The sequence below is a fragment of the Serratia sp. JSRIV004 genome, from assembly GCF_019968705.1.
Lineage (GTDB): Bacteria > Pseudomonadota > Gammaproteobacteria > Enterobacterales > Enterobacteriaceae > Chania > Chania fonticola_B.
The window spans coordinates 6,045,288-6,068,281 of sequence record NZ_CP074140.1 but is presented as its reverse complement, the minus strand read 5'-3'; the positions used below and the strand labels follow the sequence as shown (position 1 = coordinate 6,068,281).

The window sequence follows — 22,994 nt, the reverse complement described above, 5'->3', positions numbered from 1 at the left end:
GGCGGACTCCACTCGAACAAGATCAATAAAAAGAAAAGAATCAGGCTACTTTTTTATAACTCATGATTTTTGACACACGCCCGGTATTGGCTGAAAAACCTGTAGGGTATGCGAACCGCCTTTCACGGTTTATGCCCTTAACGATCCTGTTTTGGGATCGCGATCGGAATGACGGATCATAGCGCAATCTGCGCAAGAGATCCTCCCCTTCATCACAGATTAGATCCATTTTATCCACAGCCCTTGAAGAGTGACCAGTTTTTAATCAACGCAGGATCGACACCGATGAGATCTGAACCTGTGGGGCCGGGTTTTAGCACCTTTCACAGGTTATACCTGGTTATCCACGCGGATCCTTGCAGAAAACACGCAGGATCGTACGGAGATCCTTGTGATTTACCCCCGAGTCCGTATAATCTTCGCCCACGTGTGATACCTGGTTCCTTAATGGTGAGTCATTTAGCCAAGACAGGATTCTGCGGTGACCACGGGCCAACACCGGATTTTACTCCGAATTGGCAGACAACCAGGTAGGCTAGCGCGATGTGAATTGACTCAGGACTGTACAATTATTACAATCCCGCCTCTTTATGTATTGCGATTGAGGCGTCGGTCATCTTCACGCCGAGTAGCCAAACGCATTTGACTTATCAGTATTTCATTTAAGTTTAGGTAGAAATCGCTATGAAACGCACTTTCCAACCGTCCGTACTGAAGCGTAACCGTAGCCACGGTTTCCGTGCTCGTATGGCAACCAAGAATGGTCGTCAAGTTCTGGCCCGCCGTCGTGCGAAAGGCCGTACTCGTCTGACTGTTTCTAAGTAATAAAAGCTAACCCGCTGAGTGGTTAAGCTCGCTTTTCCTAGGGAGTTACGTTTGTTAACTCCCACTCATTTCACTTTCGTCTTCCAGCAGCCACAACGGGCTGGCACGCCGCAAATCACCATCCTCGGCCGCCTGAACCAGCTGGGGCATCCCCGCATCGGTCTTACCGTCGCCAAAAAACACGTCAAACGCGCGCATGAACGCAACCGGATCAAACGCCTAACCCGCGAAAGCTTCCGTTTACGTCAGCACGAGCTACCGGCGATGGATTTTGTGGTGGTGGCCAAAAAAGGGATAGCGGATTTGGATAATCGTGCACTGACGGAAGCTTTGGAAAAATTATGGCGTCGCCACTGTCGCCAGGCTCCCGCATCCTGATCGGGCTGGTTCGGGCGTATCAGCTCGTGCTCAGCCCGCTGCTTGGGCCACGTTGTCGCTTCCAGCCGACATGTTCTCATTACGCAATTGAGGCATTACGCAGGTTTGGCATGTTAAAAGGCAGTTGGTTGACATTGAAACGCGTATTAAAATGCCACCCTTTGAACCCAGGTGGCGATGATCCCGTGCCGCCGAAAACCGACGATAACAGAGAACACTAACGATGGATTCGCAACGCAATCTTCTCCTCATCGCTCTGCTGTTCGTGTCTTTCATGATCTGGCAGGCCTGGCAAGTGGACAACGCTCCGCAACCAGTAGCCACCCAGACCACGCAACAGACTGCGAACCCAGCAACCGGTGATGCCGCAAGTTCAGCTGTACCAGGCAGTGGCCAGGGTAAACTGATCACCGTTAACACTGACGTGCTGTCGCTGACCATCAATACCCGTGGTGGCGATATCGAGCAGGCTAAACTGTTGGCCTACCCGGAAACCCTGGGTTCATCGACTCCATTTACGCTGCTGGAATCCACCCCGTCATTCGTCTACCAGGCACAAAGCGGCCTGACGGGCCGAGACGGCCCGGATAACCCGGCAAACGGCGAGCGTCCTCTGTTTGAGGCGGCGCAGGATACCTTCACGCTGGCTGATGGCCAGGATGAACTGCGTATTCCGCTGACCTTTACCGGCAAAGACGGTTCGGTCTTCACCAAGACCTTTGTGCTCAAGCGTAACCATTATGCCGTTGGCGTGGACTACTCCATCGTCAACAAAAGCGCGACTCCGCTGGAACTGACCCTGTTTGGCCAGTTGAAGCAGACCACCGACTTGCCTAAGCATCGTGACACCGGCAGCAACAACTTTGCACTGCACACCTTCCGTGGTGCGGCTTACTCATCCAGCGAAGACAAATACCAGAAGTATGCGTTCGACAAGGATGAGAATCTGAACGTCACCACCCAGGGCGGCTGGATTGCGATGTTGCAACAGTACTTCGCCACCGCGTGGGTGCCGCAGACTCAGGGCGTCAACACGTTCTATACCTCTAAGCCAGGTACCAACCTGTCTGCCATCGGCTTTAAAGCTGAGCCAGTGATTGTGCAACCAGGCGCTGAGAAACAGCTGAATGCTACCCTGTGGGTTGGCCCGGAGCTGCAAGATCAGATGGCCCAACTGGCACCGCATCTGGATCTGACCGTCGATTACGGCTGGCTGTGGTTCATCTCCCAACCGCTGTTCAAACTGCTGAAGTTCATTCACAGTTTCATCGGCAACTGGGGCTTCTCGATCATCATCATCACCTTCATCGTGCGCGGCATCATGTACCCGCTGACCAAAGCGCAGTACACCTCGATGGCCAAAATGCGCATGCTGCAGCCAAAACTGCAGGCGATGCGTGAACGTATCGGTGATGACAAGCAGCGTATGAGCCAGGAAATGATGGCGCTGTACAAAGCTGAGAAGGTGAACCCGTTAGGGGGTTGCTTGCCGCTGGTTATCCAGATGCCAATCTTCCTGGCCTTGTACTACATGCTGATGGGCTCGGTTGAGCTGCGTCATGCGCCGTTCATCTGGTGGATCCATGACCTGTCGGCGCAAGACCCGTACTACATCCTGCCAGTGCTGATGGGTGTGACCATGTACTTCATCCAGAAGATGTCACCCACCACCGTGACTGACCCGATGCAGCAGAAAATCATGACCTTTATGCCGGTGATCTTCACAGTGTTCTTCCTGTGGTTCCCGTCTGGTCTGGTGCTGTACTATATCGTCAGTAACCTGGTGACCATCGTCCAGCAGCAGCTGATTTACCGCGGGCTGGAAAAACGTGGTCTGCACAGCCGCGACAAGAAGAAAGTCTAGTATTGAGTTAGGCAACACCCGTAGGGGCTTATGCCCCTACGACACCAGTCACGTTGCCAGTAGAGGCGGTCATTAGACCGCCTTTTTGCATATTGTCAGAGAGATAAACCGCTATGAACACCACCGATACCATCGCTGCTCTTGCTACCCCGCCCGGACGCGGCGGTGTCGGCATCCTGCGCATTTCTGGCCGCGGAGCCAAGGACGTTGCCCTGGCGGTACTCGGTAAACTGCCTAAGCCGCGTTATGCCGATTATCTGCCGTTCCGTGACGCTGAAGGCAGTACGCTGGATCAGGGGATCGCACTGTGGTTCCCCGGCCCCAATTCCTTTACCGGTGAGGACGTGCTGGAACTGCAGGGCCACGGTGGGCCGGTGATCCTCGATCTGTTGCTCAAACGCGTGTTGGCGCTACCAGGCGTGCGGATTGCCCGCCCAGGTGAGTTCTCGGAGCGCGCTTTCCTCAATGACAAGCTGGATCTGGCCCAGGCCGAAGCCATTGCCGATCTGATCGATGCCAGTTCTGAACAGGCAGCCCGTTCAGCCATGAACTCGCTGCAAGGTGCTTTTTCCCTCCGTATCCATCAGCTTGTGGAAGCGCTCACTCACCTGCGCATCTACGTAGAAGCGGCCATCGACTTCCCGGATGAGGAAATCGACTTCCTTTCGGATGGCAAAATCGAAGCCCAATTGAACGGTGTGATGGCCGATCTGGACGGCGTACGGGCCGAGGCGCGACAAGGCAGCCTGCTGCGTGAAGGGATGAAGGTGGTGATCGCCGGGCGGCCCAACGCCGGAAAATCCAGCCTGCTCAATGAGCTTGCAGGGCGTGAAGCAGCCATCGTCACCGACATTGCAGGCACCACGCGCGATGTGTTGCGCGAACATATTCATATCGATGGCATGCCACTGCACATTATCGATACCGCCGGGCTGCGGGAAGCCAGCGACGAAGTTGAGCGTATCGGCATCGAACGTGCCTGGAACGAGATCGAACAGGCGGATCGCGTGCTGTTTATGGTGGATGGCACCACCACCTCCGCCACCGAGCCCGCCGAGATTTGGCCAGAGTTTATGGCACGTCTGCCCAACACCTTGCCGATCACCGTCGTGCGTAACAAGGCCGACATTACCGGCGAGGCATTAGGCCTGAGCGAAGTAAATGGTCACTCACTTATTCGCCTGTCGGCGCGTACCGGTGAGGGGATCGACCTGCTGCGTGACCATCTGAAACAGAGCATGGGCTTCACCAGCAATATGGAAGGCGGCTTCCTGGCCCGCCGCCGTCACTTGCAGGCTCTGGAGCAGGCGGCACAGCATCTGGTGCAGGGTAAAGAACAGTTAGTGAGCGCTTACGCGGGGGAACTGCTGGCTGAGGAACTGCGGTTGGCACAGCAGGCGTTGAGCGAAATCACCGGGGAGTTTACTTCTGATGATCTGCTCGGGCGCATCTTCTCCAGCTTCTGTATTGGTAAATAACCCAACGTTCAGATGCACGACCTCTTCAGCGTCAAAAGCCATGCATTAACTCACTGTTGATGCTTGGCTTTATTTTTGTCTCCGCCAAAGCCTGCCTCGCGAGGCCCCCGCCGCACTCCTACCACCCCGCTGCTTTTTCATTCAACAGAAGAATAATTAAGAAAAAGATCATGCGAATTCTTAATGAAAAATCTTAACGTAATGCTTACTCTAGCACTCCAGTTTTTTTATGAGCCTCGGTCATGGAGTGAACAATGGCTTGTCATTTTATCCGATGGGATGCGGTTGCAGAGCGTTTAGATACTCATCGGCTCCCTGAAGACCTGATCGAAAGAACTGCTCGCTTTTCCGTCAAGCGCCGCCGGCGTTTTTTGCAAGGCCGGATCCTGTTGGCCGAAATGATATTTTATTTGTATGGTATCCCGGTACTTCCCCCCATTGCTACGGCACCGACCGGGCGCCCGTGCTTTGCCGATCATCATCTACCTGACTTCAGCCTCGCCTATGCTGGCAATACCGTAGGCGTGCTACTGAGCCTAGAAGGCAAGGTGGGGTTGGATATTGAGGTGATGCGCGCACGGAGCCACAACCTGCTGCATCAATACTCCAGCACCACGGAGAACGCATGGATCGCGGCGCAGAACGACCGCTTGGAAGCCGAAACCCAGCTGTGGAGCATCCGCCAATGCGTGCTGAAACTGGCCGGCCTGGGTAACAGTGGCCAGAGTTTGCTGAATTTGCACCCTTTTTCCGGCCAATTACGCTGCAACACCCTGCCTAACGTGCACGTCATGAGTGATGCAGGGGAGTATCTCAGCTGGGCCTGCGCCCATCAGCCTGGCTTGGATCGGCTGATTTGCTGGCAATATGACGATAGCCAGGGCTTACAGAAATGTGGCGAAATTTCATCGCGCAACCCGCCCCTCTCCACACACTTTTTGAAACTGACCAGCCTCGCCTCTGTTACACGTTGAAAGCACCGATTTAACGTCTGCCTTCGGGGGAATAATCAAAATAAAACTTTTCTTAACGCATGATTTACTGCTTTGAATTGTAAAAACAGATAAAGACTTAGCCTCTACCTAGGATACATCCCTTATTTGCCCTATTATCTGCTGGTTGTTCTAAGCTGAGTCTGTTCATCAGAAAAGGGAGAATCAAAATGTCAGAGCAAGCACTAAAGATCGTCACGCTACTGGGGAGCCTTCGTAAAGGCTCTTATAACGCCATCGTCGCACGCGCTTTACCTCAGTTAGCTCCTCAGGGTGTTACTATCGAAGCCCTTCCCTCCATCCGCGATATCCCACTGTACGATGCAGACCTCCAGCAAGAAGAGGGTTTCCCGGCCGCGGTAGAAGCCATTGCCGAACAAATCCGTCAGGCTGACGGCGTGATCATCGTAACGCCAGAATATAACTACTCTGTGCCAGGTGGCCTGAAAAACGCCATAGACTGGCTGTCCCGTTTGCCTAACCAACCGCTGGCTGGCAAACCGGTAGCAATCCAGACCAGCTCTATGGGGCCGATTGGCGGAGCACGTTGCCAATATCACCTACGCCAGATCCTGGTGTTTCTGGATGCCATGGTGATCAACAAACCTGAGTTTATGGGGGGAGTGATACAGAATAAGGTTGATGAGCAGGCGGGTGAACTGGTTGACCAAGGCACGCGGGATTTCCTGACCGGCCAGTTGTCCGCATTCAGCGACTATATCCGCCGTGTAAAATAAGCTGCCAGGCGGCGCACAGAGATAACACTATCGAAGGCGCCGTTTTTCATCGTTTTCTCATTAATATTATTGAAAAACAAAGTTATAAAATCATGCCTTTTTTTATTTTAGCCATCTTTTTGGCTTTTGCCACCAGTCCATTGTTTGCTGCACCCATGCTCTATCCTGAGGGAGAAGAGCCGCTAGAACTGCCTATCCATAGCCCGCTGAGTAAGCCATTACCTCGCTCAGCGTACAATCATGAGGATAAAAAAGCCGGCGCCACATCGCTATATCTGACGTTGATGCGTGAAGATGGCCGTAATATCTGGGCCCCCTTTCAACTGGCTGCCTCCTCGGCCGAACAGGGTCAGACCGAGTTAGCCGAACGTTATCTGCAACTTAGCGCCAAGCGAGGATTGTGGTATTACTACAATCTGCTGGAAGACGACTCGTTCAGCAGCATTCAGCAAAGTGACACCTACCGTTCAATTCTGGCCACCACCAAAGCGCGCTATCAGCAACACGCCGCAAAGTTTGAAGGTAAACCTCACTATGCCGTGCCGAGTGGCGAGCCCCCGGCCGGAGGCTGGCCAACCATCGTCTACCTCCATCCCTACGGGAAAGCCGCCACCATCATCCCGGAGGATCGGTTGCTGTTTGCCGAAGCCGGAGTGGCCTACATTGAGATAAACGGCACCCAGATGCTGGCGGAAGGGAGCTTTCGCTGGTCTAACTACAGCTCTACCAGCACCCAGAACGCCATTCAACGCACCCTGGAAAACCTGGGCCCCAAGCTGAAGCTTAATCTCCAACAGGTTTACCTGACCGCCCGTGGTCAGGGGGCGCTACACGCGGCTAACCTGATGGCCAATTACCCGCAGTTTTATTCCGGAGCGCTGCTGATTGCCCCGAAGGGCCGCCTCCTCCCAGCGAAGCATTCACTGGCAGAAAACAAACGCATCATGATTGCCTATTACGATCGACAGAATTTCAACGATCGGGCGCTGGCTCTTGATTTTGCTGACTTGTTCAGAGACAAAAATCAGGTCGAGATCGCCAATTTTGCCGAGGGGGAAGATAATATCGGTGGCTGGCAGACGCGGTATAACCGGCCTTTACGCTGGGTAATGGGTAGAGAACAGGATGCCTCACCCGGCGCTTGAGAGTAACAGGAGCTTACAACGGGGCGCAGCATGCTGCGCCCCACGTAGCGGGCATTAATGCCCGTCAACGAACGCAATTTTCAGCACGAACAGCAGCGCCACCACGATCACGCAGGGGCTGATTTCACGCCAGCGGCCGGTGCCCAGCTTCATGATGCAGTAAGAGATAAAGCCCAGGGCAATCCCTTCGGTGATCGAGAAGCTGAAAGGCATCATAGCGGCGGTCACAAAGGCCGGAACCGCTTCGGTCATATCTTCCCACTTCACCCGCGCCAGGCTGGAAGTCATAAGCACCCCCACATAAATCAGCGCGCCCGCAGCAGCATAAGTTGGCACCATTCCCGCCAGCGGTGACAGGAAAATCACCAGCAGGAAGAGAATGCCTACCACCACGGCGGTCAGGCCCGTGCGCCCACCAACGGCCACCCCAGAGGAGCTTTCAATATAGGCGGTGACCGAAGAGGTACCCGCAAAAGCACCGGCGACCGAGGTGATGCTGTCCACGTAAAGCGCCTGCTTCATACGCGGGAACTTGCCGTTTTCATCCGTCAGGCCAGCCTTGTCGGTCACTCCGATCAGCGTACCCGAGGAGTCAAACAGGTTGACCAGCATAAAGGAGAAAATCACACCTGCCAGGCCGATATTCAGCGCCCCGGCGATATCCACCTGGCCGACCACGGAGGTGACGTCCGGCGGTAGGGAGAATACGCCGCCATATTTCACGTCACCCAATGCCCAACCGATCAGCGTAGTCACCACGATTGAGACCAGTACCGCAGCATGAATATTACGCGAAGCCAGCACCGCGATAATAAAGAAGCCCAAGGCTCCCAGCAGCACACTGTGAGAGGTCAGATTGCCTACCGCTACCAGCGTATCCGGGTTGGCGACCACGATACCGGCGTTTTTCAGCCCCATCATGGCGATAAACAGGCCGATACCGCTGGTGATGCCCACGCGCAGGCTCAGCGGGATATTGGCAATCATCCAATAGCGGATACGGAAAATGGTCAGCAACAGGAAACCGATTGCGCCCCAGAAAATAGCGCCCATACCGACTTGCCATGAAATACCCATCGCGCCGACCACCACAAACGCGAAGAACGCGTTGAGGCCCATCGCCGGAGCCAGCGCCACCGGCAGGTTAGCCAGCAAGCCCATCAGGATACTGCCCAACGCGGCAACCAGGCAGGTGGTGACAAACACCGCCTGAGTATCCATGCCCGCCGCGCCCAGGATCTGCGGGTTAACGAACACGATATACACCATGGTTAAAAAGGTGGTGATGCCGGCAATCGTTTCCGTACGTACCGTGGTGCCGTGCTGCTTGAGTTTAAACACGCGCTCAAGCAAGCCCTGATTGGCATCAAGGCTGAGGTCTTGTTTGCTCATTATAGAATTCCGAAGAGGGATTAGGACTGTCGCTGGCTATCCTATAACAAAAAGTCCGGGTTTTGACCTCGCTCACAGGTTTTTTTCGCCATCTTTACGGCTAAAACGGCCAACAAGTTGTATTTATTGAGATTGATTGCCAAAGAGGGACAACCCGCTGCGATCCGGTTAAAGTAACAGCAGTTATGACTTAACCGAGGGCGCTTACCCCAATGAATCAGGTTGAATGTGTTTTATTTGATTGCGATGGCACGCTGGTAGACAGCGAAGTGCTGTGCAGCAAGGCCTATGTGCATATGTTTGCCCACTACGGTATCGAGCTGGCGCTGGAAGAGGTATTTAAAAAGTACAAAGGGATCAAGCTCTACGAGATCATTGAGCGGGTTAACACCGAGCAGGGTGTCAATTTACCCGCCAGCGATCTGGAGCCGATTTTTCGCCAGGAAGTGGCCCGTCTGTTTGATGCCGAGCTCCAGCCGATTGCCGGTGCACGGGAGTTGCTGGCACAAATGACTGCCCCGATGTGCACCGTTTCTAACGGCCCGGTGAGCAAAATGCAGCATTCGCTGGGGTTAACCGACATGCTGTCCTATTTTGATGACCGGTTGTTCAGCGGCTACGATATTCAACGCTGGAAACCCGATCCGGCCATCGTATTCCATGCCGCCCAACAGATGCAGGTGCCCGTAGAGCGCTGTATTCTGGTGGATGATTCCGTTGCCGGTGCCCAGGCAGGGATCGCGGCTGGCATCCCGGTGTTCTACTTCTGCGCCGATCCTCATAATCAACCGATCGATCACCCGCTGGTGACGACGTTTGAGGATCTGGCACAACTGCCTGCGCTATGGCAACAGCGGGGTTGGCAACTTACCCGTTAAACCGCGTTGATATTCAGCGGGGAAAATACCCCGCTGAACTTTATCGATTAACGATAGGATCCCAGCGGAACTTCGGCGTCAGGCTCATGGGTAATTCTGTTACGTAAGTCCCGGCGTACTATCTCAATCACCCAAAACCAAAATATATGCCCCAATATTTCAGAAAGATACTCATCAAATGGCAGCATTGAAAGTGGGGGAGTCAAACCAAGCAGAGGGAAACTAATGCCATGCACGGCAACGGTGGCAATGATACCCGCCAACACCCCCTGCCAGAGTTTGATCTTTGGAAAAACTTCGGCAACCAAGCAGTAACCGATAGCAAAGACCAACGAAAATATGACGTGCGTAACCATAACCGGATTAATAATATGCTCAGAAAAGGTATATACCGTACCGGTTGGATCTATCCCAAGATAATCTCTTAAAAAAAGGTAGGGCGGGTTAAATTCAGCCCGGCCATCACTCAGGGTTCTTGGCGGTAGCGGAACCTCAGCCCCCCATTTGACAAAAGCAGAGAGGATCCCGCCAATAATGCCAACAAACAAGGCAACGCCATACCGCCGCCGACTTGGATCCGTTGTTATAAATAACGCACTAATTTTCATAATGATTACCATCCAATGGAAATATATAAATCAATCTTACTTATACTCTAAATAACTCAAGCTGCATTAAAAAAGTGCAATACGTTGATCTCAATCATAAATTTAACGTAATACGATAATAAATTGTAATACGTCAAGCCCCTCAATCATGACAACTAATTAGCCATGGTATAGATAGGGGCAGCCATTCCTATTGTGTCTGATTAACTAGCCGGTAGCGGCGGGCGATTACGCCACCAGCGCCAGCTGCGTTTTAGCGCTTTGGTCTGCGGGCTAAGGCGTTTATTCAGCCCGTTCGCCAGCACGTCCAGCGTCAGGCAGAAGATAAAATAGACCAGCGCCACAAACAGGAACACCTCCATCGGGTAAACCATGCTGCGGTTATTGACCTGAGTAGCCAGGAAGGTCAGCTCACCCACGCCGACGATGTACGCCAGCGAAGAGTCTTTAATCAGCGAGATCCACTGGTTGATAAACGAAGGCACCATCATGCGCAGCGCCTGAGGCAAGACGATCATCCGCAGCACCTGCCAGCGGTTTAAACCGAGCGATAGCCCCGCCTGCCACTGTCCAGCACCAATAGCCACGATGCCCGCTTTTACCGCATGGGCCAGATAGGCCGAGGCGATCAACGCCAGCGCGCACACTACGGTGGTAATTTCCGGGATATCGACGCCAAACACGATTGGCAGCAGGAAGTAAGTCCAGAAAATCAGCATGATCACCGGGATGGCGCGGAAGAACCCGAGCACCATAGCCAATAACCCAGCCAGCACCCCACGCGACATCGCCAGCGCGACGCCCAGCAACGTGCCCAGAATTGCCGAAGCCAGCCCGGCCATCAGGCTGATCGCCAACGTCAACGCAGCACCGCCCAAAGGCCCATCCGGGAAGGTGCCCCACAGCAGGTAGCCCAGGTTTTCCTGGATAACGGTAAAGTCCATCTTAGTGCCCCCCCAGCGGTTTGCGCTGTTGACGCCACATGCCCCAACCTTCCAACAGGGCAATAATGGCGATATACAGTACCGTTGCCACGCCAAACGCCTGGAAGGTCCGCAGGGTTTCGGTTTCCACCTGGCGCGATGCGTAAGACAGCTCAGCCAGGCCGATCGCCATGGTTAACGATGAGTTCTTAATCACGTTCATGTACTGCCCCAGCAGCGGCGGGAAAGCGATTTTCAGCGCCTGCGGCAGCACCACATAGCGCATCGATTGCCAACCGGTCAGCCCTAGCGCGAAGGCTGCATGCTTTTGCCCACTGGCGACGCCACGGATGCCAGAACGGATCTCTTCGGCAATAAACGCGGTGGAATAAAGCGTCAGACCGAAAAAGCCCGCCAGGAATTCAAACGAGGGCCAATCGAGAAAACCTAACTGGTGGGGGGTATTCAGCCATTGCATGGCGGAGGAGGGCAAGATTTGCCCGGCGGCGAAATACCAGAAGAACAGTTGCACCAGCAGAGGAGTATTGCGAAACAGCGCGCTATAGGCCACCGCCAGCCAGCTTAACGGGCGCAGGCTGCTGTCACGCATCGCCGCCAGACCAAAACCCAGCAGCGTTGCCGCAAGCCCGGCACAGGCCGACAGCCATAAGGTCATCAAGAAGCCATTCCATAGCCAGCTCAGATACTGCGGCGCCAACAGCCAATCTGAGAGTTGTTGCAGATTCATGCGAGGTACTTCCCCTCACCCCAACCCTCTCCGCCACGGTACAAAATCAGGGGGAGAGGGAAAAGGGAGATTAGGCTTTAGGTTGCTGATCCAATGGGCCGATCTTGAAATCGCCACGCGGTTGGGCGGTTTTGGTTTCCGGGCCGAACCAGCGATCGTAAATCTTCACCGCATCGCCGTCTTTTTCCAGTTTGATCAAGGTATCGTTAACGGTAGCCGTGAGGCGATCTTCGCCTTTCGGGATACCAACGCCCTGATATTCTTTGGTGATGCTGAACGGAGAGATTTCAAAGTCGGCTTTTTGCGCGGCAGGCAGGTTGCCTAGCAGGCCAACCAGTTTGGCATCGTCCTGGGTAATCGCCTGCACGTTGCCGTTACGTAGGGCAACAAACGCCAGTGGGGTATCGTCGTAAGAGATCACCTTGGCCGTTGGGTAGTGCTCACGCAGGGTAATTTCCTGCACGGTGCCTTTATCCGCGCCGATGCGCAGTTTTTTGATATCTTCCGGGGTTTTCAGCACGCCCTTATGAGCAATGAATTTCTGGCCGGTAGCAAAATACGGCACGCTGAAATTCACCTCTTTGGCACGCTCGTCGGTGATGGTGAAATTGGCCGCGATCAGATCAACCTTTTTGGACACCAGCAAAGGAATTCGGTTAGCCGGGTTGGTGGCGCGCAGTTCAACCTTGACGCCCAGCGCCTTACCGATGGCTTCGGCCACGTCCACGTCATAACCCACCAGCTTTTTGCTCTGCGGATCGACATAACCAAACGGTGGGTTGCTATCGAATACCGCAATACGCACCACGCCAGCTTTTTGAATATCATCGAGTTTATCGGCATGTGCCACACCGGTGGCAAGGCTGGTCAGGCTGGCTAACAGAGATAAGGCTAAGACGCGCTGTTTCATGAAAGGCTCCCAAGTGATTGATGTCCCGCTGGCTGATAAGCTAGCAAGCCTCACTTAGGTCAGGAAATAATATTAAACGCTATAGTTATAACCTTTTTAACTTTGCGGTTTTTAAATGGCATAAAGGCGCCGTCTTCAGCGCCTTCTGGAGTAAATCACTGGTTGAATTACGCTTTTTTCTCGTCTTTACCGTCTGACAACAGTTTGTCCAGCGCATCGCCACCGATATGGCGGAAATCCTGGCCTTTGACGAAGTAGAAGATGAATTCGCAAATATTCTGGCAGCGATCGCCGATACGCTCGATAGAGCGGGCACAGAACAGCGCCGTCAGCACGCTCGGAATGGTGCGCGTATCTTCCATCATGTAGGTCATCAGCTGACGCACGATGCCTTCATATTCCTGATCGACCTTCTTGTCTTCGCGGTAAATCCGGATCGCTTCATCCAGATCCATACGCGCAAAGGCATCCAGCACGTCGTGCAGCATTTGCACGGTATGGCGACCCAGTGACTCTAGGCTGACCAGCAATGGCTGATGCTGGTGCGAGAATTTCTCCAGGGCGGTGCGGCAGATCTTGTCCGCTACGTCGCCGATGCGTTCCAGCTCGGAAATGGTCTTGATGATCGCCATCACCAGGCGCAGGTCGCTGGCGGTCGGCTGGCGTTTGGCGATGATGCGCACGCAGGCCTCATCGATCGCCACTTCCATCATATTGACCTTGGCATCGCCCTCAATCACCCGCTTGGCCAGTTCACCGTCCTGGTTATGCATCGCGGTAATGGCATCGGTCAGCTGTTGCTCCACCAGCCCACCCATGGTCAGCACCTGGGTGCGGATGTGCTCGAGTTCAGCGTTGAACTGGCCGGAAATGTGTTTGTTTAAATTCAGGTTATCCATGATGCATCCTAATCAACCATAGCGGCCAGTAATGTAGTCTTCGGTCTGCTTTTTCTGTGGCGCGGTAAACAGAGTGTCAGTATCGCTGAACTCGATCAACTCACCCAGATACATAAATGCGGTGGAGTCGGAACAACGCGCCGCCTGCTGCATATTGTGGGTCACGATCACCACGGTGTAGTCAGACTTCAGCTCGCTGATCAGCTCTTCAATCTTGCCGGTGGAAATCGGATCCAGCGCTGAGCAAGGCTCATCCAACAACAGCACTTCCGGGCGAATGGCAATGCCGCGCGCAATGCACAGACGTTGCTGCTGGCCACCGGACAGGCTGTAACCGCTTTGGTGCAGCTTGTCCTTGGTCTCGTTCCACAGTGCTGCCTTGGTCAGCGCCCATTGGACACGCTCGTCCATATCCGCACGGGACAGCTTCTCGAACAGGCGCACGCCAAACGCGATGTTGTCGTAAATCGACATCGGGAACGGCGTTGGCTTTTGGAACACCATGCCCACCTTGGCACGCAGCAGCGCGATGTCCTGGTTATCGGTCAGGATGTTTTGCCCGTCCAGCAGGATATCGCCTTCAGCACGCTGCTCGGGATAGAGCTGGTACATCTTGTTGAAAGTCCGCAGCAGCGTCGATTTGCCGCAGCCAGAAGGGCCGATAAACGCGGTCACCTTGTTCTTGGCGATATCCAGCGTGATGTTTTTCAGCGCATGGAATTTGCCGTAGTAAAAGTTCAGATCGCGTACCTGAATTTTGCTGCTGGAAGTGGAGTCAACCATACTCATCAAGACTTCTCTCTTTTCACGGTGTCGCCTGAGCGGCACCTAAATTTTTATGAATGCTTTTTCTTGGCGAAAATCACACGCGCCAGGATATTCAGTAACAGTACGCACAGGGTGATCAACAGTACCCCGGCCCAGGCCAGCTGTTGCCATTCGGCAAACGGGCTCATGGCAAACTTGAAAATGGTGACCGGCAGGTTGGCGATCGGCTGCATCAGGTCGGTGCTCCAGAACTGATTCGACAGCGAGGTAAACAGCAACGGAGCGGTTTCCCCTGCTATACGCGCAATCGCCAGCAGCACGCCGGTGATAATGCCGGAAACAGATGCCTTCAGCGTAATGGCGGAAATCATGCGCCATTTCGGTGTGCCCAACGCATAGGCCGCTTCACGCAGCGTGTCTGGTACCAGCTTGAGCATGTTCTCGGTGGTGCGGATCACGATCGGGATCTGTAACAGAGCCAGCGCAATAATCCCGGCCCAACCGGAGAAGTGTTCCATCTTCGCCACCACCACGGTGTAAACGAACAGGCCCACGACGATCGACGGTGCGGATAACAGAATATCGTTGATAAAGCGGATCACTTCCGCCAGCCAGGATTTACGGCCGTATTCCGCCAGATAGATCCCCGCCATGATGCCCAGCGGAGTACCGAAAATGGTGGCCCACAGGATCAGCAAGCCACTACCGGCGATAGCGTTAGCCAGACCACCACCCGCCGTATTCGGCGGCGGCGTCATTTCGGTAAACAGCGCCAGCGACATGCCATCGATGCCCTTGGTAATGGTCGAAAACAGGATCCACACCAGCCAGAACAGGCCAAAGGCCATAGTCGCCATCGACAGGAACAGCGCCAGACGGTTTTTCTGCCGACGCCAGGCCTGCATTTTACGGCGGCTTTCCGCCAGTGCTACCGGGTTTTGCATATCCATCGTTGCCATGTTAGCGACCCTCACGCTTGGCCAGGCGCATCACCATCAACTTCGACAGCGCCAGGACGATAAAGGTGATCACAAACAGGATCAGCCCAAGCTGCATCAATGCAGAGGTATGTAGCCCGGATTCGGCTTCGGCGAATTCGTTGGCCAACGCCGAGGTGATGCTGTTGCCCGGCATATACAGCGAGAAACTGTCGAGCTGGTAGGTGTTACCGATAATAAAGGTCACCGCCATGGTTTCCCCCAGGGCGCGCCCCAGGCCAAGCATCACGCCACCGATCACGCCGTTTTTGGTGAACGGCAGCACAATGCGCCAGATCACTTCCCAGGTGGTGCAGCCGATGCCATAGGCCGACTCTTTCATCATCACCGGCGTTTGTTCGAACACATCGCGCATTACCGCCGCAATGTAAGGAATAATCATAATGGCTAGGATCACCCCGGCAGCCAGAATACCGATACCAAATGCCGGGCCGGAGAACAGCTCGCCAACGATCGGAATACCGGACAACACTTCCCCCACCGGGGTCTGGAAATATTTGGCGAACAGAGGGGCAAACACGAACAGGCCCCACATGCCGTAAACGATGCTAGGGATTGCCGCTAACAGTTCTATTGCGATCCCCAATGGGCGCTTGAGCCAGTTAGGGGCCAACTCGGTCAGGAACAGGGCAATACCAAAACTGACCGGCACGGCGATAATCAGCGCAATCACCGAGGTGACGACCGTGCCGTAGATCGGCACCAGCGCACCAAACTGCTCGGCTGGCGCATCCCACTCTTTGGTCCACAGGAAGGCAAAACCAAACTTCTGCATGCTGGGCCAGGAGGCGATAATCAGCGAAACGATGATGCCGCCCAGCAACAATAGGGTAATCAGCGCCGCCAGTCTGACCAGCGCGCTGAAGATGATGTCACCGTTTTTGCCCGGTGCTTTAATGGTCGGCTTGTACTCAGCCATAGATTACTCTTCTGTTTAAAGCTTGGAGGGCCCGGCACGCCAGGCCCCGACAGTCAGGTTGAGGCGCGGTCTTCCGCACCCCCTGCGTTGTTAGAACAAGGCCTTACCGGAGCTGTCTTTGATGTTGGTCTTCCAGGCAGCACGGATTTGCTCGACCACTTCGGCAGGCAAGGCGGCGTAATCCAGTTCGCTAGCCTGTTTGGCACCGGTCTTGTAAGCCCAGTCAAAGAACTTCAGCACTTCAGCGCCCTGCTCAGGCTTCTTCTGCTCTTTGTGCACCAGGATGAAGGTGGTGGAGGTGATTGGCCAGACGTTGTCGCCTTTCTGGTTGGTCAGGTCCTGCGCGAAGGTTTTGCTCCAATCCGCGCCTTTGGCTGCGGCGCTGAAGCTCTCTTCGGTTGGGCTGACCGCTTTGCCATCGGCAGACACTAATTTAGTGTAGGCCAGGTTGTTCTGCTTGGCGTAAGCGTATTCAACGTAGCCGATAGAGCCAGGCAGACGCTGAACGAACGCGGCGATGCCGTCATTGCCCTTGCCACCCAGGCCGGTTGGCCAGTTTACGGTTGAGCCTGCACCAATTTTCTCTTTCCACTGCGCGTTAGCCTTGGCCAGATAGCTGGTGAAGACGAAAGAAGTCCCGGAACCATCAGCACGACGCACCACGGCGATAGCCTGATCCGGCAGCTTGACGCCCGGGTTCAGCTTAACGATCGCCGGGTCATTCCATTTTTTGATGTTGCCCAGGTAGATATCACCCAGGGTTTGACCATCCAAAGTCAGCTCACCGGATTTGATGCCCGGAATATTCACCGCCAGTACCACACCACCGATCACGGTAGGGAACTGGAACAGGCCGTCCGCAGCCAGTTTTTCATCGGACAGCGGGGCATCAGAAGCACCAAAGTCAACGGTGTTGGCGATGATTTGCTTCACACCACCAGAGGAACCGATCCCCTGATAGTTAACCTTGTTGCCGGTTTCTTTCTGATAAGAATCTGCCCACTTGGCATACACCGGAGCGGGGAATGTCGCACCTGCACCGGTCAGGCTAGCAGCAGCGAAGGCGGACACAGAGGCCAAAGAGAAAGTCGCTGCCACAATACTGGCGACGGTGGTACGCATCAGTTTCATAATCCCTCCTAATGGGATATTTCAAAAATCGACGTTGAGTCGTTTTCATCAGAGTAAGTATTGCTGCAGGAGGGAAAATAGGACAGTTTGGTGACAGTAAAATGTACGAAATATGACAGTTATATTACAGCGGAGGGTGGTTGATATTTATTTGATTAAAATCAGTGAGATGACGTCATTTTTAGGCAAAAAACAATCTGCAAAAATCTGCCTGTTGCTGCACTATCTCTCTGAATATGAGCGGTTTTCGCTCTTTTTTACACGCTTGTCATATTGCCAAAAGCGGCAAAAAAACCAGCATATCATCCTTTGATGTATACCCAACTTGGGGGTAGAATATCCCCAAGTAGCAGGGAGATATCTGGTTATGGATGCTATATTTGTTGAGTTAAGTATTTTTGAAGCGAAGCGTGCTGATTATCTTTCCGATGATGAATTCAAGACATTCCAGCAGATGCTGCTGATTAATCCATTCTGCGGTGATGTTATCCAGCACACTGGCGGGTTAAGGAAGGTCAGATTTGCGGATCACCGTCGTGGAAAAGGTAAACGAGGTGGCTTGCGGGTGATCTATTATTGGTGGCTTGAAAAGTCTCACTTTTTGCTTTTTGTCATTTACGACAAAGACAAAAAAGATGACCTTAGCCGCAACGAGCGCGAGATGCTGCGTAGGATGTTGGAAATTTTGAAACAAGGGGGCACCTTATGAGCGAACTCAGCCTTTTTGAAGAACTATCCCAGGGAATGAAAGACTGGAGTGATTACAATGAGGGTAAAATCACGCTTAAAACCCACGCCGTATCACTGAAAAAAAACATATCTATGTCACCAGACGAGTTAAAAGCAATACGTGAAAAACTGCGTCTTTCACAAGCCGTTTTTGCGGATTACTTGCATACCGGTGTCACTACTTATCAAAACTGGGAACAGGGCAGAGCCAAACCCAACAAACAGGCACTTCTTTTGATCCGTATGGTTGAAAAAGACCCCATGACGCTGGATACGTTAGCTGCCTTGTAATCAACATCAAGCAGAGGTTAATCATTACTCCGGTCCAGTCATAGTAAATCCGGTGTGCTTTTTGAACGGCACCCGGATTTTCCAAGCTTCATGCCCCTCATAACTGATAATGCCTCAGCAACGGCTGATAGACCTTGCGGGAAAGCCAGGAAATCATCGCCCAAACGCTACGCTGATAAACGTTCAGGTGCCGGACGTAAACCATGCTGTATTCAATCTCCGGTTGGCAACCGCGAACCCGCTTAAAATCTGGCGCACCAGAACTCAAATTGAGAAACAGCTTACGATCCATGGCGTAGCGTAACGCAAAGGCGATCAGCCGACGATATAGCGCCAATGATGCGGGTAATTCCGTCCGATAGCCGACGATCGGCACCGTTACCGTCTGTTCCAACTGAACCATTCCCAACACCCCCACCATCTGCTGCTGGTGGAACAAACCGTACAGTTGCAACATACCCAGTTGCGAGGCCTGAGATAAATAACCAGCGGTAAACTGCACATTCTGGCGGCTGTATTTATCCAGGTAGAGCTGGTTATAAAGGCGTTCGGCACACTGCATCAGCTCGGGAGCATCGGCAGACAGCCGTTTGAACTCCCATCCCATCTGATGCAGCAGTTTGTCATCCCGGCGCGCATTGATTTTTCCCCACCAGCGTAAAGGATCGTCCAGGCAATAAACCTGACGGCTGACGATAGGCAGCCAACCTTGCCGGGAGAGCCGCGCCAACAACTCGGGAGTCTGCTGCCCATTAAGCGAACGGATCATCAACGTATGCTGGGGATAGCGCTGCAATGCCTGTTGCCGCAACGCGTCGGTATCCAGGGATTGCCAGTGGCTGCTGGTTATATTGGTCGAAAGGCACTGATTATTCAGCACCTGGAGCCGATCGACGTGTGCCAGCAATAAGGGCCACTTAAGCAGCAGCGTCAGCCCGTTGCACAGCGCCCGCAACGCGCCGTTATCGATTTTGATAATTTCATCCCGCGCGTAATCGACGATCAGCGCCAACGGGGAAACCACATAGCAATTACCGGGTACGTAATCATTAACCGTCGCCGGTATCCAGAAACCATCCTGTTGATACTCGGTCATCGACGTCTGGAGATTGGCGATCATGCCTGGTTGTTGTAGCAGAGCCACTTGCAGGCGCTGCCAATCATTAACCTGCTCCATGCTAACCGTCCCACTCGATATCGAAAGTGCTGGCATCGGTGAGGGGCCGCCGATAGCGTAAGCTGCGGTATCCCATCTCTAACAACGCACACCACTGCGCTCCGGCACTTATCGGCCAACGGTGATCGTTGAGCAGATTAGGTGCTTGGTGAAAATCCCGCCATAGCGTCGCCAACTGCTTATCGCGCCAAGCCTGCCAGGCAAAGAATAACAGTATGATCACGCCCACATGTCCTGCCTTGGGCTGCGCTGGCTGGTATTGCAATTGCCCATCGGCGGCGATGGACATCTGAGACCCCAACAAATGCAGGCCGCTGGTGGCCCTGGGGTTACACTCAATAACAAAAATCACCCCGTCCTGTTCGATAAAATCGAACGCCACCTGGCCATGAAAGCCGGTTTTTTCCCCAAACTGACAGACAAAATCGTCCAGCCGCCGATCCTGATAGGGGATAAAGTAGCTGCCTGCGGCCTGATTGAAACAATATTTGGGTTGATATGCCTGATGAGCGATCAGCCTGCCATGTTCGAACACGGCATAGTTGCACAAGGCCACGCCGTTTAATTTCTGCTGCTGCACCCAGGGGATATGCTCGTTGAGCTGCCGATCGTTCAATACACCCGGTTTTGGCGTACGGATCACTTGGCGACCAAAGCGTGAATAAACCGGTTTCAAAATGGTCTGGGGATCGTCTGCAATTTGCGAGCAAGAGATCAGTAATCGGGTCGCGGGAGTCCGCACCTCGCCCAATGCCGTTAACAGGCTCAGGCTTTGATATTTATGATGCAGTTCAAATAGCAACTGCCGCTCTGGCATTAGCCACTCGGTAGGCCCGATATACGCAGCAAACGCCTGGGAGAGGTAGAAGATCTCCTCACAAGTAGGGATCAGCAACCCAATAGCATGTTGGTCGAGATAGCCTTGCAGCTGCTGTTGATAACCGGCAAGGTCCTGGCGCGGTGAGGGAAGCCGTAGATAACCTTCAATCCCTTGTAAAAAGCGGCCCAGCGGCCATTTAAGACTGTCCGCCAACCAGACGCGGTGCCCGCTGCGCAACGCAATACGTGCCCACTCTATTGCGACCGGAGCCCGTGCTCCAGTAATCAAAATATTCATTATCTACGTATACCCTTCCCTGTAGCATCACCCGCCAATCATAGCGTTAATGGTAAAACTGGGGCGAAAAAAATACCGTGTTGAGTCACCCAACACGGTATTCATAGCAGGAAGGTTAACGATTATTCCACGGTAACCGACTTCGCCAGGTTACGTGGCTGATCCACATCGGTACCTTTGATCAGGGCGACGTAATAGGACAAAAGCTGCAACGGCACGGTGTAGAAGATCGGTGCGACGATTTCTTCCACGTGCGGCAGTGGGATGATGGTCATCCCTTCGCTGCTGACGAAGCCAGCATCCTGGTCGGCAAACACATATAGCTGGCCACCACGGGCACGCACCTCTTCGATATTGGATTTAAGCTTCTCCAACAGCTCGTTGTTAGGCGCAACCACGATCACTGGCATGTCGGCATCGATTAATGCCAGCGGGCCGTGCTTAAGCTCACCGGCGGCGTACGCCTCGGCGTGGATATAGGAGATCTCTTTAAGCTTCAGCGCCCCTTCCATCGCGATCGGGTATTGATCGCCGCGGCCAAGGAACAAGGCATGATGCTTGTCAGAGAAACCTTCCGCCAGCGCTTCGATGCTCTTGTCCAATGACAGCATCTGCTCGATACGCGCAGGCAGCGCTTGCAGACCGTGCACAATGTCATGCTCTACGCTTTCCGCCATGCCTTTCAGGCGGCCCAAACGCGCCACCAGCATCAGCAATACAGCAAGCTGGGTGGTAAAGGCTTTGGTGGAAGCAACGCCGATTTCGGTACCGGCCTTGGTCATCAGCGCCAGATCGGATTCACGCACCAGCGAAGAACCCGCCACGTTGCACACCGCCAGAGAACCCAAATAGCCCAGCTCTTTGGACAGGCGCAGCGCTGCCAGCGTATCAGCCGTCTCGCCGGATTGAGACAGGGTGATGATCAGGCTGCCTGGGCGTACCGCAGACTTGCGATAACGGAACTCAGAGGCGATCTCGACGTCACAAGGCACACCGGCCAGCGCCTCGAACCAGTAACGAGCCACCATCCCCGAGTGGTAAGAAGTCCCACAGGCGATGATCTGCACGTGCTGCACTTTTGACAGCAGTTCGTCAGCGTGCGTGCCAAGCTCACTCAGGTCGATCTTGCCATGGCTGAAACGCCCCTCAAGGGTGTTTTTCAGCGCCATTGGCTGCTCAAAAATCTCTTTTTGCATGTAATGACGGTACGCGCCTTTGTCACCGGCGTCGTATTGCACCTGAGATTCGATCTCTGGGCGCTCAATTGCATTACCCTGCTTGTCAAAAATGCTGACGGTGCGGCGGGTCACTTCTACCACGTCGCCTTCTTCCAGGAAGATAAAGCGGCGGGTTACCGGCAGCAGGGCCAGTTGGTCGGAGGCAATGAAGTTTTCGCCTACGCCACGGCCAATCACCAGCGGGCTACCTGAACGGGCAGCCACCAATACGCTCGGATCGCGGCTATCCATCACCACGGTGCCATAAGCGCCACGCAACTGCGGGATCACACGCTGAACCACTTCTAGCAGCGTACCGCCCTGCTTCTGTTCCCAATGCACCAGGTGAGCAATCACCTCGGTATCAGTTTCAGAACTGAAGTGATAGCCACGCTCAATCAGTTGTTCGCGCAGCGGTTCGTAGTTTTCGATGATGCCGTTATGCACCACCGCGATGTAATCTGAAACATGAGGATGCGCGTTCGCTTCTGAAGGTTCACCATGCGTCGCCCAACGGGTATGGGCAATCCCGGTACCACCATGCAGATCCTGTTGCTCTGCCGCTTCAGCCAGTTTTTGTACTTTACCGACACGACGTAGACGGCTGACGTTCCCCTCGCTATCCACCACGGCCAGACCCGCTGAGTCATAGCCCCGATATTCCAGGCGGCGTAAACCTTCCAGCAGGATCTCGGCGATATCACGTTGCGCTACTGCACCTACAATTCCACACATCTGTTGTATTCCTAATTAAACGCCTTGCGGGCGCTTTCGATGTCTCGACCTGATTTTTGCCGGTTTTACCGTGCTTCCCCGAGCCTGTAGAGAATGGGGATTATTATGTTTTGCTCTGTACTCTTTAGCGAAAGT

At 53.8% G+C, this 22,994-nt stretch carries 24 protein-coding genes; 11 read left to right on the top strand and 13 right to left on the bottom strand.

Annotation, left to right across the window (positions count from 1 at the left end; genetic code table 11):
- Positions 1 to 684: 684 nt before the first annotated feature.
- From rpmH to KGP21_RS28835, 8 genes are all read left to right on the top strand, one after another.
- Positions 685 to 825 (top strand): 50S ribosomal protein L34, encoded by a 141-nt coding sequence (rpmH, locus tag KGP21_RS28870; RefSeq protein ID WP_004093983.1) that lies wholly within the window; start codon positions 685 to 687, stop codon positions 823 to 825.
- An 18-nt stretch (positions 826 to 843) separates the two neighbouring features.
- The gene (gene rnpA / locus KGP21_RS28865; protein ID WP_004950547.1) at positions 844 to 1,203 is read left to right on the top strand and encodes a ribonuclease P protein component; all 360 of its coding nucleotides are present in this window, start codon (positions 844 to 846) and stop codon (positions 1,201 to 1,203) included.
- Entirely contained in the window at positions 1,167 to 1,424 is a 258-nt protein-coding gene (gene yidD / locus KGP21_RS28860) for a membrane protein insertion efficiency factor YidD (RefSeq protein ID WP_025120915.1), read from the top strand. Before rnpA ends, yidD begins: the two co-directional genes overlap by 37 nt.
- 2 nt (positions 1,425 to 1,426) lie before the next feature.
- On the top strand, positions 1,427 to 3,067 hold the full coding sequence (yidC, locus tag KGP21_RS28855; RefSeq protein ID WP_021181397.1) for a membrane protein insertase YidC: 1,641 nt from the start codon (positions 1,427 to 1,429) through the stop codon (positions 3,065 to 3,067).
- A gap of 113 nt (positions 3,068 to 3,180) precedes the next feature.
- Positions 3,181 to 4,545 (top strand): tRNA uridine-5-carboxymethylaminomethyl(34) synthesis GTPase MnmE, encoded by a 1,365-nt coding sequence (gene mnmE, locus KGP21_RS28850; protein ID WP_223536733.1) that lies wholly within the window; start codon positions 3,181 to 3,183, stop codon positions 4,543 to 4,545.
- 254 nt (positions 4,546 to 4,799) lie between these two features.
- Entirely contained in the window at positions 4,800 to 5,519 is a 720-nt protein-coding gene (locus tag KGP21_RS28845; RefSeq protein ID WP_094982465.1) for a 4'-phosphopantetheinyl transferase superfamily protein, read from the top strand.
- Positions 5,520 to 5,707: 188 nt separating this feature from the next.
- Positions 5,708 to 6,274 carry an NADPH-dependent FMN reductase gene (locus KGP21_RS28840; RefSeq protein WP_021181402.1) on the top strand — a complete coding sequence of 189 codons (567 nt, stop codon included), beginning with the start codon at positions 5,708 to 5,710 and terminating at the stop codon, positions 6,272 to 6,274.
- 92 nt (positions 6,275 to 6,366) lie between these two features.
- Positions 6,367 to 7,419, top strand: a complete 1,053-nt coding sequence (locus KGP21_RS28835; RefSeq protein ID WP_223536732.1) for a hypothetical protein — start codon at positions 6,367 to 6,369, stop codon at positions 7,417 to 7,419.
- A gap of 54 nt (positions 7,420 to 7,473) precedes the next feature.
- Here the strand turns inward: KGP21_RS28835 and KGP21_RS28830 are convergent, their stop codons facing one another.
- A complete protein-coding gene (locus tag KGP21_RS28830; RefSeq protein ID WP_059199273.1) occupies positions 7,474 to 8,811 on the bottom strand; it encodes an NCS2 family permease in 1,338 nt (445 codons plus the stop codon).
- A 212-nt stretch (positions 8,812 to 9,023) separates the two neighbouring features.
- Here KGP21_RS28830 and yieH point away from each other — a divergent pair, with 212 nt between their 5' ends.
- Complete coding sequence (gene yieH / locus KGP21_RS28825) at positions 9,024 to 9,689, top strand: 6-phosphogluconate phosphatase (RefSeq protein WP_021181405.1); 666 nt, start codon at positions 9,024 to 9,026, stop codon at positions 9,687 to 9,689.
- A gap of 47 nt (positions 9,690 to 9,736) precedes the next feature.
- Here the strand turns inward: yieH and KGP21_RS28820 are convergent, their stop codons facing one another.
- The 9 genes from KGP21_RS28820 to pstS all read right to left on the bottom strand — a co-directional run bounded on the left by KGP21_RS28820 (position 9,737) and on the right by pstS (position 17,593).
- Positions 9,737 to 10,297 (bottom strand): DUF1440 domain-containing protein, encoded by a 561-nt coding sequence (locus KGP21_RS28820; RefSeq protein WP_059199275.1) that lies wholly within the window; start codon positions 10,295 to 10,297, stop codon positions 9,737 to 9,739.
- Positions 10,298 to 10,500: 203 nt separating this feature from the next.
- The gene (locus tag KGP21_RS28815) at positions 10,501 to 11,241 is read right to left on the bottom strand and encodes an amino acid ABC transporter permease (RefSeq protein WP_223536730.1); all 741 of its coding nucleotides are present in this window, start codon (positions 11,239 to 11,241) and stop codon (positions 10,501 to 10,503) included.
- A gap of 1 nt (position 11,242) precedes the next feature.
- Positions 11,243 to 11,968 (bottom strand): amino acid ABC transporter permease, encoded by a 726-nt coding sequence (locus tag KGP21_RS28810; protein WP_223536729.1) that lies wholly within the window; start codon positions 11,966 to 11,968, stop codon positions 11,243 to 11,245.
- Positions 11,969 to 12,038: 70 nt separating this feature from the next.
- Positions 12,039 to 12,878, bottom strand: a complete 840-nt coding sequence (locus KGP21_RS28805; protein ID WP_024484697.1) for an ABC transporter substrate-binding protein — start codon at positions 12,876 to 12,878, stop codon at positions 12,039 to 12,041.
- A gap of 167 nt (positions 12,879 to 13,045) precedes the next feature.
- Entirely contained in the window at positions 13,046 to 13,777 is a 732-nt protein-coding gene (phoU, locus tag KGP21_RS28800) for a phosphate signaling complex protein PhoU (RefSeq protein WP_024484696.1), read from the bottom strand.
- Between the two features lie 12 nt (positions 13,778 to 13,789).
- On the bottom strand, positions 13,790 to 14,560 hold the full coding sequence (gene pstB / locus KGP21_RS28795) for a phosphate ABC transporter ATP-binding protein PstB (protein ID WP_370454353.1): 771 nt from the start codon (positions 14,558 to 14,560) through the stop codon (positions 13,790 to 13,792).
- A gap of 53 nt (positions 14,561 to 14,613) precedes the next feature.
- The gene (gene pstA / locus KGP21_RS28790) at positions 14,614 to 15,504 is read right to left on the bottom strand and encodes a phosphate ABC transporter permease PstA (protein WP_059199278.1); all 891 of its coding nucleotides are present in this window, start codon (positions 15,502 to 15,504) and stop codon (positions 14,614 to 14,616) included.
- A gap of 1 nt (position 15,505) precedes the next feature.
- A complete protein-coding gene (pstC, locus tag KGP21_RS28785) occupies positions 15,506 to 16,462 on the bottom strand; it encodes a phosphate ABC transporter permease PstC (protein ID WP_024527373.1) in 957 nt (318 codons plus the stop codon).
- A gap of 90 nt (positions 16,463 to 16,552) precedes the next feature.
- A complete protein-coding gene (gene pstS / locus KGP21_RS28780; protein WP_021181417.1) occupies positions 16,553 to 17,593 on the bottom strand; it encodes a phosphate ABC transporter substrate-binding protein PstS in 1,041 nt (346 codons plus the stop codon).
- 367 nt (positions 17,594 to 17,960) lie between these two features.
- On the opposite strand from pstS, the gene KGP21_RS28775 reads away from it, so the two are divergent.
- Together KGP21_RS28775 and KGP21_RS28770 are read left to right on the top strand one after the other, a co-directional pair.
- Complete coding sequence (locus tag KGP21_RS28775; protein WP_021181419.1) at positions 17,961 to 18,302, top strand: hypothetical protein; 342 nt, start codon at positions 17,961 to 17,963, stop codon at positions 18,300 to 18,302.
- A complete protein-coding gene (locus KGP21_RS28770; protein ID WP_021181420.1) occupies positions 18,299 to 18,613 on the top strand; it encodes a DNA-binding transcriptional regulator in 315 nt (104 codons plus the stop codon). Before KGP21_RS28775 ends, KGP21_RS28770 begins: the two co-directional genes overlap by 4 nt.
- A 97-nt stretch (positions 18,614 to 18,710) precedes the next feature.
- Here KGP21_RS28770 and KGP21_RS28765 read toward each other — a convergent pair whose 3' ends face one another.
- The 3 genes from KGP21_RS28765 to glmS all read right to left on the bottom strand — a co-directional run bounded on the left by KGP21_RS28765 (position 18,711) and on the right by glmS (position 22,859).
- Complete coding sequence (locus KGP21_RS28765; protein ID WP_223500571.1) at positions 18,711 to 19,790, bottom strand: GNAT family N-acetyltransferase; 1,080 nt, start codon at positions 19,788 to 19,790, stop codon at positions 18,711 to 18,713.
- 1 nt (position 19,791) lies between these two features.
- On the bottom strand, positions 19,792 to 20,907 hold the full coding sequence (locus tag KGP21_RS28760) for a hypothetical protein (protein WP_223536728.1): 1,116 nt from the start codon (positions 20,905 to 20,907) through the stop codon (positions 19,792 to 19,794).
- 122 nt (positions 20,908 to 21,029) lie between these two features.
- Positions 21,030 to 22,859, bottom strand: coding sequence for a glutamine--fructose-6-phosphate transaminase (isomerizing) (gene glmS / locus KGP21_RS28755; protein ID WP_218520083.1), 1,830 nt, complete (start codon positions 22,857 to 22,859; stop codon positions 21,030 to 21,032).
- Between the last annotated feature and the right edge of the window lie 135 nt (positions 22,860 to 22,994).